Annotated in this window: 14 protein-coding genes; 3 read left to right on the top strand and 11 right to left on the bottom strand. The window is 39.5% G+C overall.

The features are described 5' to 3' along the window. The 3 genes from hutI to K3G25_RS11225 all read left to right on the top strand — a co-directional run bounded on the left by hutI (position 1) and on the right by K3G25_RS11225 (position 3,692). Positions 1-1,266 (top strand): imidazolonepropionase, encoded by a 1,266-nt coding sequence (hutI, locus tag K3G25_RS11235; protein WP_029972974.1) that lies wholly within the window; start codon positions 1-3, stop codon positions 1,264-1,266. Continuing rightward, the gene (gene hutG, locus K3G25_RS11230) at positions 1,259-2,209 is read left to right on the top strand and encodes a formimidoylglutamase (protein ID WP_029972975.1); all 951 of its coding nucleotides are present in this window, start codon (positions 1,259-1,261) and stop codon (positions 2,207-2,209) included. Before hutI ends, hutG begins: the two co-directional genes overlap by 8 nt. A 70-nt stretch (positions 2,210-2,279) precedes the next feature. Beyond that, entirely contained in the window at positions 2,280-3,692 is a 1,413-nt protein-coding gene (locus K3G25_RS11225) for an amino acid permease (protein ID WP_099721988.1), read from the top strand. 94 nt (positions 3,693-3,786) lie between these two features. Here K3G25_RS11225 and K3G25_RS11220 read toward each other — a convergent pair whose 3' ends face one another. The 11 genes from K3G25_RS11220 to K3G25_RS11180 all read right to left on the bottom strand — a co-directional run bounded on the left by K3G25_RS11220 (position 3,787) and on the right by K3G25_RS11180 (position 14,729). Continuing rightward, the gene (locus K3G25_RS11220; protein ID WP_099721989.1) at positions 3,787-5,043 is read right to left on the bottom strand and encodes an ABC transporter permease; all 1,257 of its coding nucleotides are present in this window, start codon (positions 5,041-5,043) and stop codon (positions 3,787-3,789) included. Then, a complete protein-coding gene (locus tag K3G25_RS11215; protein ID WP_099721990.1) occupies positions 5,036-5,935 on the bottom strand; it encodes an ABC transporter ATP-binding protein in 900 nt (299 codons plus the stop codon). Before K3G25_RS11215 ends, K3G25_RS11220 begins: the two co-directional genes overlap by 8 nt. 14 nt (positions 5,936-5,949) lie before the next feature. After that, positions 5,950-6,654 (bottom strand): SDR family oxidoreductase, encoded by a 705-nt coding sequence (locus K3G25_RS11210; protein WP_099721991.1) that lies wholly within the window; start codon positions 6,652-6,654, stop codon positions 5,950-5,952. Between the two features lies 1 nt (position 6,655). Then, a complete protein-coding gene (locus K3G25_RS11205) occupies positions 6,656-7,579 on the bottom strand; it encodes a zinc metalloprotease (protein WP_099721992.1) in 924 nt (307 codons plus the stop codon). After that, the gene (locus K3G25_RS11200) at positions 7,576-8,814 is read right to left on the bottom strand and encodes an aminotransferase class III-fold pyridoxal phosphate-dependent enzyme (protein WP_099721993.1); all 1,239 of its coding nucleotides are present in this window, start codon (positions 8,812-8,814) and stop codon (positions 7,576-7,578) included. Before K3G25_RS11200 ends, K3G25_RS11205 begins: the two co-directional genes overlap by 4 nt. Beyond that, positions 8,807-9,547 (bottom strand): class I SAM-dependent methyltransferase, encoded by a 741-nt coding sequence (locus K3G25_RS11195; RefSeq protein ID WP_099721994.1) that lies wholly within the window; start codon positions 9,545-9,547, stop codon positions 8,807-8,809. The genes K3G25_RS11200 and K3G25_RS11195 overlap by 8 nt, the downstream gene beginning before the upstream one ends. Next, positions 9,540-10,766, bottom strand: coding sequence for a hypothetical protein (locus K3G25_RS11190; RefSeq protein WP_099721995.1), 1,227 nt, complete (start codon positions 10,764-10,766; stop codon positions 9,540-9,542). The genes K3G25_RS11195 and K3G25_RS11190 overlap by 8 nt, the downstream gene beginning before the upstream one ends. 100 nt (positions 10,767-10,866) lie before the next feature. Continuing rightward, positions 10,867-10,998, bottom strand: coding sequence for a hypothetical protein (locus K3G25_RS20750; RefSeq protein ID WP_260564674.1), 132 nt, complete (start codon positions 10,996-10,998; stop codon positions 10,867-10,869). Positions 10,999-11,038: 40 nt separating this feature from the next. Beyond that, positions 11,039-11,161 (bottom strand): hypothetical protein, encoded by a 123-nt coding sequence (locus K3G25_RS20745; RefSeq protein ID WP_260564672.1) that lies wholly within the window; start codon positions 11,159-11,161, stop codon positions 11,039-11,041. Positions 11,162-12,218: 1,057 nt separating this feature from the next. Next, positions 12,219-13,520, bottom strand: coding sequence for a pyrimidine-nucleoside phosphorylase (locus K3G25_RS11185; RefSeq protein ID WP_007407816.1), 1,302 nt, complete (start codon positions 13,518-13,520; stop codon positions 12,219-12,221). 27 nt (positions 13,521-13,547) lie between these two features. Next, positions 13,548-14,729, bottom strand: a complete 1,182-nt coding sequence (locus K3G25_RS11180) for a NupC/NupG family nucleoside CNT transporter (RefSeq protein ID WP_004393280.1) — start codon at positions 14,727-14,729, stop codon at positions 13,548-13,550. Positions 14,730-14,797: the final 68 nt, after the last annotated feature.

The raw sequence follows: 14,797 nt of genomic DNA, 5'->3' as shown, positions 1-14,797 counted from the left end.
ATGCCGAAACAAATAGATACCATACTCACCAACATCGGCCAGCTGCTGACGATGGAATCCGGCGGCCCCCGATCAGGCGGAAGCATGCAGGATCTTCATGTCACGGAAGATGCCGTCATCGGCATTCACGACGGGCGCATTGTTTTTGCCGGACATCAAGGAGCGGAGGAAGGATACGAGGCACGAGACATCATCGACTGCGGGGGACGGCTCGTCACCCCCGGCCTCGTCGATCCCCATACCCATCTTGTATTCGGAGGGTCCCGGGAAAAAGAACTGAATTTAAAAATTCAGGGCATGTCCTATTTGGATATTCTGGCGCAAGGCGGCGGTATTTTGTCAACGGTCAAAGACACGAAAGCCGCCTCCGAAGAAGAACTGATTGAAAAAGGGCTTTTTCACCTCGGACGCATGCTGTCATACGGCATCACGACCGCGGAAGTAAAAAGCGGGTACGGACTCGACAAAGACACGGAGCTGAAACAGCTGACCGCAGCGAAAAAACTGGGCGGGCGCCAGCCGGTCGACCTTGTCACGACCTTTATGGGGGCACACGCCATTCCGCCTGAGTACCGGAACAGCCCTGACGAATTTCTGAATCGCATGCTGCAGCTTTTGCCTGAAATAAAAGAAAAAGGCCTCGCGCAATTTGCCGATATTTTCACAGAAACAGGCGTCTTTACCGTCAGCCAGTCGAGGGACTACCTGAAAAAGGCGTCTGAAGCTGGTTTCGGCCTGAAAATCCATGCTGATGAGATTGACCCGCTCGGCGGCGCGGAATTGGCGGCAGAACTGCATGCTGTTTCTGCCGATCATTTGGTGGGGGCATCTGATGCAGGCATCGAAAAGCTGGCGGAGTCCGGAACGATCGCCGTCCTGCTGCCGGGCACGACTTTCTATCTCGGAAAACACACTTATGCGAGAGCCCGGGAGATGATTGATGCGGGCGTACGGGTCAGTTTGGCGACTGACTTCAACCCGGGCAGCTCACCGACGGAAAATCTCCAGCTCATTATGTCGATTGCCGCGCTTCATTTAAAAATGACCGCAGAAGAAATCTGGCACGCTGTCACCGTTAACGCTGCGTATGCGATCGGAAAAGGCGAAGAGGCCGGACAAATTAAAGCCGGACGGGCGGCTGACATTGTCATTTGGGAAGCGCCGAATTACATGTATATCCCGTATCATTACGGCGTCAATCATGTCCGCCGTGTCATCAAGAACGGAAAGACGGTCGTTTCAAGGGAGGGAGCCGCTCTTGGATAAGTATCCGTTTCTGCAAAAAGCCGGCTCCCTCTTCAACGACCGCCATGTGACAAGGATCGGCGATGTGACGGAAGCATGGGCGGGACAAACGATCAAAGGGCCGGCTTTGATCGGCGTTCCGCTTTCTAAGTCGTCAATCAGCCATTCCGGCGCCTGCTTTGCCCCCGGTGCGATCCGCCGGGCGCTCGGCGGCATTTCCGCATATTCCGCGGAGCTGCGGGAGCATGTCATTGACCATCTGTACGATATCGGCGATATTCAGATTCACGTCACGGATGTCGTCAAATCTCATGAACACATTTATCGGACCATTTATGATATTCTGACGGACCAGCCTGACTGGGTGCCCGTCATTCTCGGCGGCGACAACTCCATCAGTTATTCCACCATTAAAGCCATTGCGGAAACGAAAGGAACAACGGCCGTCTTTCAATTCGACGCCCACCACGACGTCCGCAACACAGAAGACGGAGGGCCGACAAACGGCACGCCATTCCGCCGTCTGTTAGATGAAAATATCATAAGCGGACAAAACCTGATTCAGCTTGGAATCAGGGAGTTCAGCAACAGCTTGGCATATGAACAATATGTAAAAGAGCGGCAGGCAGACGTGCATACAATGGAGATGATCCGGGAGAAAGGGCTCCTCCGAACGATACAAGAGGTCTTGCCGGCCGTTCAAAAAAGAGCCGACGCCATTTTTATTTCGGTTGATATGGATGTGCTGGATCAAGCTCATGCGCCCGGCTGTCCTGCGATCGGCCCCGGAGGTCTGTATACCGAAGAACTGCTTCAGGCGGTCAGGTTTTTAGCCCAAGAGGCTGACATCTCGGGTATTGAGATCGTTGAGGTTGATCCGACACTTGATTTTCGCGATATGACAAGCCGGGCAGCCGCACATGTCATTTTACATGCATTAAAGGGATTTAAATTGTCACGTTAAAGTCAAATCCGGCACGCGTGCTCTCGGCTGCCGGAAGATTCTCACGCCACGCAAAAAGGGGGAGATCACGATGGATGTTGATCAAGGCGGCAATCAACTAAAGCGCACGATGAAAAGCAGGCACTTATTTATGATTTCATTGGGAGGGGTCATCGGCACGGGGCTGTTTTTGAGCACAGGGTATACATTGAGCCAGGCCGGGCCGGGCGGGACGATCGCCGCCTACTTAATCGGCGGCTTGATGATGTATCTTGTCATGCAGTGTCTCGGAGAATTGTCAGTAGCCATGCCTGTGACCGGTTCATTTCAAACGTATGCGACAACGTTTATCGGGCCGTCCACGGGTTTTATGGTCGGTATCATGTATTGGGTGAATTGGGTGGTGACGGTGGGATCGGAGTTTACAGCTTCCGGTATCCTCATGCAGCGCTGGTTTCCCCACAGCAGCGTCTGGATGTGGAGCGCGATTTTCGCGGCTCTCCTTTTTGCCGCCAATGCATTCTCCGTTAAATTGTTTGCAGAAACGGAGTTTTGGTTTTCCAGCGTCAAAATCGTTACCATCCTTTTATTTATCATCTTAGGCGGCGCCGCGATGTTCGGTTTGATTTCATTGCACGGTTCGGGTGAAGCTCCGATGCTGTCGAATTTCACCTCACACGGCGGGCTGTTTCCGAACGGCTTTCTTGCGGTTTTCATCGCAATGATTTCCGTAAGTTTCGCCTTTTCAGGGACGGAGCTGATCGGAATTACCGCGGGTGAAACCGCCAATCCGGCAAAAGATATTCCGCGTTCGATCCGAAATGTCGCCTGGAGAACGGTCATCTTTTTTATCGGCGCCATTTTTGTGCTGTCCGGACTGATCTCCTGGAGGGAAGCCGGTGTGATTGAAAGTCCGTTTGTCGCGGTCTTTTCCCAAATCGGTATCCCATACGCCGCAGATATCATGAACTTCGTGATTCTAACGGCTTTGCTTTCGGTCGCCAACTCCGGACTGTATGCTTCCACCCGGATGCTGTGGTCTCTTGCGAATGAAAACATGATCAGCGCCCGGTTCAAAAAAGTCACGCCGAAAGGCATTCCGCTGAATGCCCTGCTCGCCAGCATGGCCGTTTCCTGCATATCCTTGATCTCAAGCATCGCCGCCCCGGGCACGGTCTACGTGGTGCTTGTGGCAATAGCCGGATTTGCCGGCGTCGTGGTATGGATGAGCATCGCCCTGTCTCAGCTGTTATTTCGAAAACATTATGTGAAAAACGGCGGACGCGTCTCGGATCTGACCTTCCGCACACCGTTATACCCTCTCGTTCCGATCGCCGCTGTGATCTTATGTTTCGCTTCATGCGTAGGCCTTGCATTTGATCCCAATCAAAGAATCGCCCTCTTCTGCGGAATTCCTTGTATGATCCTGTGCTATCTCATTCGTTTTTTGAGAAAGAAACAGCCGAAACAATCCTTACAGATTCAAGCAGATAAGTCCCTTTAAAATAAATAACAGCACATACTCGGTTTTTAGTATGTGCTGTCTTCACTGTACACCATTATAAATCTTTCAGTACCGATGTTCCTTATTTCATCCTTTATTTACTCTCACTTTTTGAGAGTTCCAAACTACGCTTTAATAACTTCGTTAATTTTCCACTTTCATAAACAAAAACCGCACCACGATAAAGCTTTGCGCAAATAAAAGAAAGAAGGATTATAAAAATTATATTTATAAAAAGAGAAATTAAAATGTCTGATATGTTAGCCGCCCCTACTCCATATCTTGCAAACATTATAACCGGAGAGAAAAACGGAACAAATGAAATCACTTTTATCCAATTCGCTACCTGATCTGATAAGGTGACATAAATACTTATAAAAAAGCTGAAAAAAAGTAAAAGCATAATGGGGAGGTATAACTGTTGTACTTCCTGAATTGTAGAGACTATAGAACCTACTACAGCTGCGATAAGTGAGTAAATTAAATAGCCAACTAGGAAACTAACTATGGCGAAAGTCAATAGCTTTATATCTATGCCACTATCAATAAAGGATTGAAGAAAATTCTCTTTATTAATCAAAGAAAAAACTTCTACAGTTAATAAAAAGGTAACTATCTGAGTAATTCCCACAAGACCGATCCCTGTAATCTTTCCGTACATATGGAAAATAGGCTTTGTAGATGACATGATAATTTCCATTACCCGAGAAGATTTTTCAGATGCAATATCCTGTGCGATCATATTTGAGAAAATCATCACTGAACCATACAAAAGAAATACTAATCCGTAAACAACATAAATTAGAAATAAGGAGTTATCTTTTTCTTCTGCGTCTTCATTAATTAACTTCTCTTGAACAATGTGGTTTTGAGAGATATACTGAATATCACTTGCATTAAGCTTCAAATTTTGTGCTTTTTTTTGCATATTGTATGTAGCTAGGGTTTCATTTAGCTGGTTTAAAGTTGCTTTATTAATATGTTCCTTCTCATAAATCGAGCCCGTTAGCTGTAGATCTTTTTCGCTCGACAGAACAAGAACTCCAGTGAATTCGTTATTTTCAACTTTCAATTTCCCTTTTTTTAAACTGGATATTTTTTCGAAAACAGTTTTGTAACCCAATTTTTCACTGATTTTGATGAACTCCTCATAATTCTGATCTTTCCCATTATCACTGTTTATTATAATAGCTATTTTACCTTCATCTGCTCCCTCGAAAAACCTTTGCAGCTTATTATAATTAGCAGCCAAGCCTCCGGCTAAGATTATTAATAACATCATGATAAGAAAAGATTTTGTCTTTATTTTTTGCAGATAAGTATCCCATAAAATCACCCGAAAATTATTCATAAGTAAGACCTACCTTTTTTACGAAGATATCATTTAATGAAGGCTCTTTAATGAGAAATTTTCGCACATAGCCTCTTTTAAATAACCATTGTTGAACAATGTTTGCTTCTTTTTCGCCCTTCACCCTTATAATACTTTCAACGGCAGTTCTCTGATAATCTATTACTTCAGGTAATTCTTTAATTTCGTCAATTTTGAAGTCAGCCTGTATTTGTAATATGAGTTCACCCTGAGCTTTTTTTATAGAACTTAAATTCCCTTGAATAATCATATTTCCTTTATTAAGTAATGCTATATTCTCGCATAGTTCTTCTACATGTTCCATACGATGAGAACTAAATATGATTGTCGAACCTTCATCACGCAAATTGATAACGGCTTTTTTTAATTGCTCAACATTTACAGGATCTAGTCCGGAGAAGGGTTCATCCAAAATAAGCAGTTCTGGCTGGTGCATTACAGAAGATATGAATTGAATTTTTTGTTGGTTACCTTTTGATAACTGACCAACCTTTTTATTCAATAAATCAGTAACTTTGAATTCCTCAAGCCATCTTTCACTTGCCGTTTTTATCTGCTTTGATGAGAGCCCCCTTAATTTCCCAAAAAAAGAAAGTTGTTGTTTTACTGAAATTTTGGGGTATAAACCTCTTTCTTCAGGTAAGTAACCTATCCTTTTATTATCTATTTTTTGTATGTCTTTATTATCCCAATATATTTCTCCTGATGTTCTATTAAAGATACCCAAAATCATTCTAAAACTAGTGGTTTTTCCCGCACCATTGGCGCCCAGAAAACCATATATACTATTTTTAGGAACATCAAAAGTAATATTATTTACCGCAACAAACTTATCGTAGACTTTTGTGAGCCCTTTGACTTCTAGCCCCATACTGATCCTCCATTTTAAACAATTGTGTATCCGTAATCTATTATTATGTTCTGACCTCTAATAGCTTCACTTTTATCAGAGAGTAAAAATTCTATAGCATTACAAACATCATTTATACCAACTAGCTTGTTATAAGGGATTTTTTTAATTAATTTTTTCCCTTGTACTGTATCAAAAAATGCTTCATTGCTATCGTTGATTACATACGAAGGTGAAACACTGTTAATTTTAATATCCTTAGACTTATCTTTTAGAAAATCTATACTTAAATTTTTAACAAGTTGGATAAGTGCTGCTTTAGATGGACCATAAGCTATCCTATCTTCATGGGCAACTACTCCATTTTGAGAGGCAACAGTTACAATGCTCATTTTCTCAGAGAAAATTGGATATAAGATTTTTAACATAAAATGAAACGCTTTTACGTTTACATCAAATGTAGTATCCCACTGCTTTTCTTGAATATCATAAAAGTTACTCATTGTATTGACGCCTGCTGCATGAACAATACCGTCTAATTGAAATCCTGCACTTAATAAATAATCATACAAATAATTGACATCATTCTCTTTTGTCATATCTAAACATTGAGCATTAACATAGTTGGGTATATTAATTGTATTCTTATCAATGCCAATTATATTGTATGTTTCATTTAACATATTTACAAGCCCTTTTCCAATGTATCCATTTGCACCTGTAATTAAGAGATTTTTCATTCTAAAGACTCCTTAAATATCTCATAATAACAAATATGCCATTTAAGACTACTAACATAATTAGAATAATGTTAATAGCACCAAATATACATTCAATTGGTCTAATCTTTCTTCTTTTAGTAATGAACAATTTAAAGCTTTGCATATAATCCTCAGAATTTATAATAATATTGAATAACCAATAACCATCCAATCTTAAGAAAGGAACAATGTTTACAAGCATAATAAATATATTGATTATATATATATAATAAAGTTCCTGCGCTGGATAAAAAAGAAGGAATGCGCCTATTATGCCACCAATTATTGCTTGTACCATTATTCCTGCAATAACGATTTTAAGTTTTGATTTCCGAGGTAAATTTCTTAAATAGTTAACATTTGTATAAAAAGCTAGCATAAAAAAGTACCTTAACATTATTCCGAAGCGCATTGTAGAGGTATTCACATATTTTTTATACACTACAAAATGTCCCAGTTCATGTAGAGCAATAATAATCAGCTGTGCAATGTATATAAAAATCAAGTCATACCATTTAAAAGATTCCTCAATATTCGTCAAATTAGAAAAACCTTCCTTGAAAATAAAAGGTTGAGTTAAAAAAAAGGTTATAATACATAGCCAAAACAATGTTTGGACATACTTATTGCCGCTCAATCGAAATAAAATATTATTATCTTTAATATGTATTTTGAGATTCAAAAATTTAAAACTGTTAAAACTATTCCTTCTTTTCCCACGCAAAAAGTTTTCAATCTCTTTCACTTTTTCTGTGGTTTCTGAATATGTTTGTAAATATTGAAGTGTTGCTTCATTAGCCTGTAACATACGTTCATTTTTCGGGTTAAAAATATAATAATTTTCATTATCTACACAGTACTCTAGTTCATGCTTTCCTGCAAAGAATCGTTTTGGAGTAATCAATATAAAGCAACCTTCCTTGCAATAATATTCAAAGATTTCATAAACAGCTGTTTATCTACTAAAAGAGAAGGAAGCAACGTCAAGCCATTGTCGCTTTCATGATTGCAGTAGTAGTAAACTAAAAGTCCAGAATTTCTTAAATTCAGCGTGATAGATCTGGTCTTATGCCAGTTGTTTATTGGTATAGATAGCATTAGCCCTTGACCTCTTATATTCATTTTATACTCTTGGGCATATTGTTTATAATCTGATTCTATTTCCTTTATATTACTTCTAATTTCTTTTTCCTTCTCTTTTATATAATTTAATGTACAAAATGCAGAGGTTATGCCTAATAAGTTTCCGTTTTGGGTAGAAAAATGCTCAACGTGACTATGTAACAATTTATCGCATACCTCACCATTAAGAATTACTGCCCCAAATGGTAGTGTGCCATTATTTATCCCTTTACTTAGAATCACAATATCTGGTTTCATCTCTAGTGTACTTAGAAAGAATCGGTGCCCTGTTCTAAGGAAGCCTGTTGCTACTTCGTCAAAGACAACTAAGATTTCGTGAAATTTTAACACACTTATTAATTTTTTTATGAAGTCTTCGCTAAATACTACTGTTCCCGCGGAACCAAGAATAGGCTCTAAGAAGAAAGCGCTAAACTCTTTATGATTCTTTTCAATATACTCTATTATCTTCTCTTCCTGTTCCATATTTTCTGGAACATCCACGTACTGTATATTATAAAGTAAAGGTGAATAAACTTTTGTTAAATCTTGATCTAATCCACTAACAGACATTCCCCCAAAAAAAGTTCCATGATATCCTTTGTTAAAAGCCAGGACCTTTTTATGTTGATTTGAAATCTGCCGCACTATCTTAAGAGCGGCTTCTGTCCCTTCAGAGCCGCTGTTTGTATATATTACTTTTTTGTAGTCATCATTATCTTCATTCACAAAATCAAGCAGTTCTGATGAGTACTGTTCATAAAGAGGATGTGTATAAGAATGGATATCTAAGTAAGGTATTCCTAGCTCTAATAATTCACTCATCTTTTCGGTAATATTTTTATTTAGTTTTTTATTGTAACCTAATGAAACATTCCACAACCCACTTCTAAGGTCTATGTAACGTTTATTATTAATATCATATAAATAGGAATCCTCAGCTCTTTTAACTTCTATATTATATAAAGTATCTTGTGATATATTCCCCATTGGAACAGCATAGCTTCTATTATTCATCTAAAATCATCTCCACAAATAAACAACCAGATTTTTCAGCTAAAACTCTTACATCATAACCGAACATTTTTCCGCAGGATTCAAGCATTTCAAGAGAATAAACATTTTTTATGCTATAACCTAACTTTTCTATATTCCCTTTTTTAAAATATATATTTAAAATGAAATGGTCACCGTGCAACATATTTCCGTAAAAATATGTTGCACCATTTAATTTGTACATGTTTACTTTTTTGTTTTGTTCTACAAGATGGTTAGGGGAAACGAAGTCAAATATAATTCTCCCTTTTGAAGCCAATAACTTTTTAGCATCTGATAAAAAATCCATAAAAATTTCTTTCTTAAATAAAGACACAGTGGTAGCCGGTATCATTATGACAGAAAATAATTGCGGCCAATTTACTTGAGAAATTTCTTCAATCCCGACAGTTTTTACTTTTTGTTGATATACAGAAGGGATGTACTTGATCATTTCTTCTTCAGGTTCAATTCCATAAATGTCAAAACCACGTGTGGCCAAAGGGGTGAAAACTCGGCCATCCCCTGTTCCAATTTCTAAAATTTTATCATTTTTATTGAAATGCTCTTGATAGAACTCAATATCAGTAGCGTTCCCCATAGACATATGATAAAATTCAGCGAAATCTTTATCTGCATATATATTTGAAATTATTTCGCAACTGGTTTTTTTTCTTTTATTCTCAAAAGATCCAAAAAAATAGGAATTAACCATTATTGGTTACCTCCTTATACTCTCTTAGTACGGCTTCACTATCACCCTCAAATTCTGCGATAAAGTTGTCCAGCAAGCCTTTATAATCAGCGTCAAGTATTTTCAAAAATAACATGTTTGTCTCAAACAACCTGTTTGATTTAAGACTATATGCAAAAGCTTTATCTTCAATATAAAAACCTATCCAATTTATATTTACTGAATCTTGTACTACATTATAAAAGCTCTTATTATAAGGAGTTACAAAGTTAATTTCAGAGCCAGAATTTAAAGCATATAAGTTAAGTATTACAGGATAAATTCTTTTTATGTTTTTTAATTTTAAATCCTCAAATAATTGTGATTTTTCTATTTTATTTATATTCAATACGATTGTAAAGAAAGATACATTTAAGTCATTTGATATTTTCTTTCTTTTAAGAAAATCTTGATAAATTCCGTCCTTATAATAAAATAATCGATTATTTTTCTCTAAGCCCACTATAGAAGCATAATCGAAAACGCCCTTAATATCTTCCTCAAAATAACATTTCCCTGAGTTCAAAAAATCAACTTGCAATTTATATAGTTTCTTTTCATCAAATTCAGTAAAATTATTCAGGATAGATTTATCATGATATTGGTTTGGTATTATAATAAGCGGAATTGATTTTTCAAACTTATTAAATTGGTTATTTTTAATATAAATACCGCAATTCAAAGCACAGTTAAGAATAACATCTTGTTCTATATTATAAAGCAACTCTTCTGATTCAATAAAGATATGCTTAATTAAATTATTACGTATATTATCTGGATATAAACCAGTAAATAGTGCCATTAAACCATTTCTCATTGCTAATTCAGTTTCTTGTTTATATAACTGACAATTCTCAACTAATGATTTTATTGTTATTGATTGACCATTAATTGTTTCCGGGCCATATATATGCCCAACATTTTTGTCTATTACGTGGAAAGTTATATCTGGTAAAAACTCTTTAATGAACTCTATAATTTGAATAATCCGGGGACTTTTATTAGCAGTTACAAAAACAAAAGATGAATATTCTTGAAATTCAAGATAATCAACGTAGTCTTGGAAGGAATTTTCGTGGAAATTAAAATCGTCCAATATGATTTCCTCGCTGTAAATATCCTCAATTAAATCACTAACTGATGCATTAGTGACATTATAAATTATACCTTTTTCCTCACAAATGTATGCTAATCCAATCAATGATCTAGCGCCTCTCTTATATATGTTTTGACTCAGTGTTTTATTGTTAATTTATAATTAATAAATCATTTTCCTCTAATTCACGTACTAAAATTAAGTATTAAGTAAGGATTGCTGCTACTCCGGCTGCAGCACCAACGAATCCAGCACCAATTCCTACACCAGTCCAGAAGTCAGTTCCACCAGAATTAAGTTCGTCAAGATTTACCTCTTTAAAAACCAAGTTTTTCATAAAATACACCTCCAGTTATTTAAAATATGTTTTATAAAAATCAAGTGATTACTATGCCTGCTCCAACAGCAGCAGTTACCACCGCTGCACTCCATAATACTCCACCAGGGGACCAAGCATTTGAGTTCAGTTCTTCTAGTTTAATTTCTTTAAATTGCATCAAAATTAACGTCCCCTTTCTTTATTGTGTCGAAAAACGATACTCACTAAATATCCTGCTACAAGAACCATACAAATAGCTAGGGAAGCAGTAATTATTAATGAGTTCGTCTTCAATATAGACAAGATTCCAAAAACTATTAGCCCTAATAAAGCTGCAAATATAGGTAATTTTTCTGCAGTTATCATGTTAATACTATTATTCCTGCTCCTGTAACAAGAGTACCTACAGCTACTCCCGTCCAGAACCCAGAATTCAACTGCTCATGCTGTATTTCTTTAAATTTAATCATATATTTGACACTCCTTTTATTAAAATTTTATGTAAGTGCCGCACCCAGTAATAGAGCACCACCAGCCCCTACAACAAAACCAGCAGCCATATGCCAGCCATTATTCAATTCTAAAGAATCAATTTCTTTAAAATTCAAGTGTTTCATTTAAATCCTCCTCTCAATAATAGCAATAAAACACTGAGTCTGGTAATCATGGAAAATGATCACAAGCGATATTATACCTACAATTATTACATCGGTCAATGATATATGGGTAAAAAGTTCTTTCTTAGGTCGTAATTAAGTATAGTATATGGATAAATCAGCGTTATTTATATAGTATATTCATAGTTTTGCTATTAGCCTTTTATTTCTTCTTAACATCTAAAATTGACCATCTAATCAATTACCACAAGAGGGTTATGATAATCTTGTTCCGGTTGCGATATTCTTCTATTACTTTTATTTCTACTGACTAAGTCCATAGTTTAGTTCCCGTATTTTTTCAACTTGAGTTTTGTTGCTATCAAATATAATTACATTGCTTTAAAGCATAGCTTCATTCTTTCAAGAAACTAAAGTGAAGTGTTATTAAGAAAATAAGGGACGGACACTTCTGCTTCTATAGTATTCAAAGGCACGATTCTTGCGAAGCCACTTATAAACTTGATTAAATTGGTATGACTTGAATACATAAAAATTATTCTTCTATTTTTTCATCGCAAAAAATAGGGCTGCTATGGTTGATATTATTACCTTAGCAGCCCTTAGGTTTATATTTTTAATTTATTCCGTAATCAGCGTATGAATCAGTTTCGGCGCTTCCGCTTTTTCTGAGATGCGGATGTTGTCATAGACTTTGGCGGTCACGTCTTCAACGTTTTCGCGGTTGGCGTAAAGGGTGACGAGCGGCTCGCCTTTTTCGACGTTGTCACCGACTTTTTTGCGGAGCATAATGCCGACGGCAAGATCGATTTCGTCCTCTTTTGTCGCACGTCCCGCGCCCAACAGCATCGCTGCGACGCCGATTTCGTCAGCGACGATTTCTGAAACGACACCCGCTTCTTTCGCCGGAACGTCAATTTTGTACGCCGCCTGCGGAAGTTTGGACGGATCGTCAACAACAGAAGCGTCTCCTCCCTGATTGCTCAGGAACTCTTTGAACTTTTCAAGCGCTTTGCCGTTTTTCATGACTTCCTGAAGCTTCGTTCTCGCTTCTTCCAATGTCTCAGCTTTTTTCGCCAATACGACCATTTGGCTGCCGAGCGTGAGGACGAGTTCGTTTAAGTCTTCAGGCCCTTCCCCTCTTAACGTATCAATGGCTTCTTGTACTTCCAGGGCATTCCCGATCGCAAAACCGAGCGGCTGCGACATGTCAGAAATCACGGCCATCGTCTGGCGGCCGACGTTGTTTCCGATGCGGACCATTGCTTTGGCGAGGTTCACGGCGTCTTCATCCGTTTTCATAAACGCGCCGGCTCCCGTTTTGACGTCAAGCACGATGGCATCTGCTCCGGCGGCGATTTTTTTACTCATAATTGAGCTTGCGATCAGCGGGATGGAGTTCACCGTACCCGTTACATCACGCAGCGCATACAGCTTTTTATCGGCAGGCGTCAAATTGCCGCTTTGTCCGATGACCGCTACCTTGTCGCGGTTCACAAGCTTGATGAATTCATCTTTTGACAATTCCACATGGAAGCCTTCGATCGCTTCCAGCTTATCAATGGTACCCCCCGTATGGCCAAGACCGCGGCCGGACATTTTAGCGACGGGAACGCCGAGCGCCGCGACGAGCGGTGCGAGTACGAGAGTTGTCGTGTCGCCGACCCCGCCCGTAGAGTGCTTGTCGACCTTAATGCCTTCAATGGCGGAGAGATCAATCGTTTCCCCTGAATTCACCATCGCCATTGTCAGATCGGCGCGCTCCTGATCTGTCATATCCTGAAAGTAAATCGCCATAGCCAGTGCGCTTGCCTGATAATCAGGGATGCTTCCGTCCGTGTATCCTTTTACGAAAAATTGAATTTCTTCTGTTGTCAGTTCTTTTCCATTTTGTTTTTTTACAATAAGATCTACCATTCTCATGATCTATCACCTGTCCTTCATTTATGTTCAGTGAATCAATCCGACGATCGCCGCTGTCAAGAAGCTGACGAGTGTTGCGCCGTACAGCAGCTTCAGCCCGAACCGCGCGACGACGTTTCCTTGTTTTTCATGCAGCCCTTTCACCGCACCGGTAATGATTCCGATAGAGGAGAAATTCGCGAATGAGACAAGGAATACAGATACCACTGCCTGTGTATGCGCACTGAAATGGAAATCGCCGGATGAGAGTGTCTGCATCGCCACAAATTCATTCGATACCATTTTCGTCGCCATAATGCTTCCGGCGCTCACCGCTTCATTCCACGGAATACCGGTTAAAAACGCAAACGGCGCGAATACATATCCGAGCAGCGCCTGGAATGTAATGCCGAAGACCGCGTTAAAAACGCCGTTGACCAGGGCAATGAGTGCGACAAATCCGATCAGCATCGCCGCTACGACGACGGCGACTCTGAATCCATCCATTATATACTCACCGAGCACTTCAAAAAAGGATTGCTTTTCTTCTTCAGGAACGACGATCAAATCCTCTTCTTTGCTGACGGTGTACGGGTTGATGATAGAAGCGATGATAAATCCGCCGAATAAGTTCAGCACAAGCGCTGTCACGACGTATTCAGGCTTCAACATCATCATGTAAGAACCGACGATCGACATTGAGACCGTCGACATTGCGGACGCGCAAAGCGTATATAAGCGCTGTTCAGTAAGATAACCGAGCTGTTTTTTCAAACTGATAAAGACTTCTGATTGCCCTAAAATCGCGGATGCAACAGCGTTGTAAGATTCGATTTTCCCCATTCCGTTCACCTTGCTTAACGCAAGACCGATATACTTCGTGATGAAGGGAAGGACCTTCCAATGCTGCAGAATTCCGATTAAAGCGGATATAAAGACGATCGGCAGAAGCACGCTCATGAAGAACGTCGTCTGTTTCGCATTCACAAGCCCGCCGAATACAAAGTTAATCCCTTCTGATGCATATTCCAGCAAGTAGTTAAATCCTTTTGCAAAACCGCCGACAAGAAAATTCCCGATACCGGTGTTGAGGAGAATATAACCGAGAATCAGCTGCAGCACGAGCATGACGGCGATCGGCCGGATTCTGATTCTTTTTTTGCCGTTGCTGGCAAGCCAGGCAAGACCTAAAAACACAATGATTCCGATAATTCCGATGAGATACTTCATATGTGTTCTCCTTTTATTTGTATTCGCTTACAATTTTTTATGCATCAACAAAGAAAGAGGATGGCGGA

The organism is Bacillus sp. FCW2 (genome assembly GCF_021228595.1).
Classification (GTDB): domain Bacteria; phylum Bacillota; class Bacilli; order Bacillales; family Bacillaceae; genus Bacillus; species Bacillus velezensis.
Note: the sequence above shows the minus strand (reverse complement) of the source record. Positions and strands in the feature narration are given on the sequence as shown.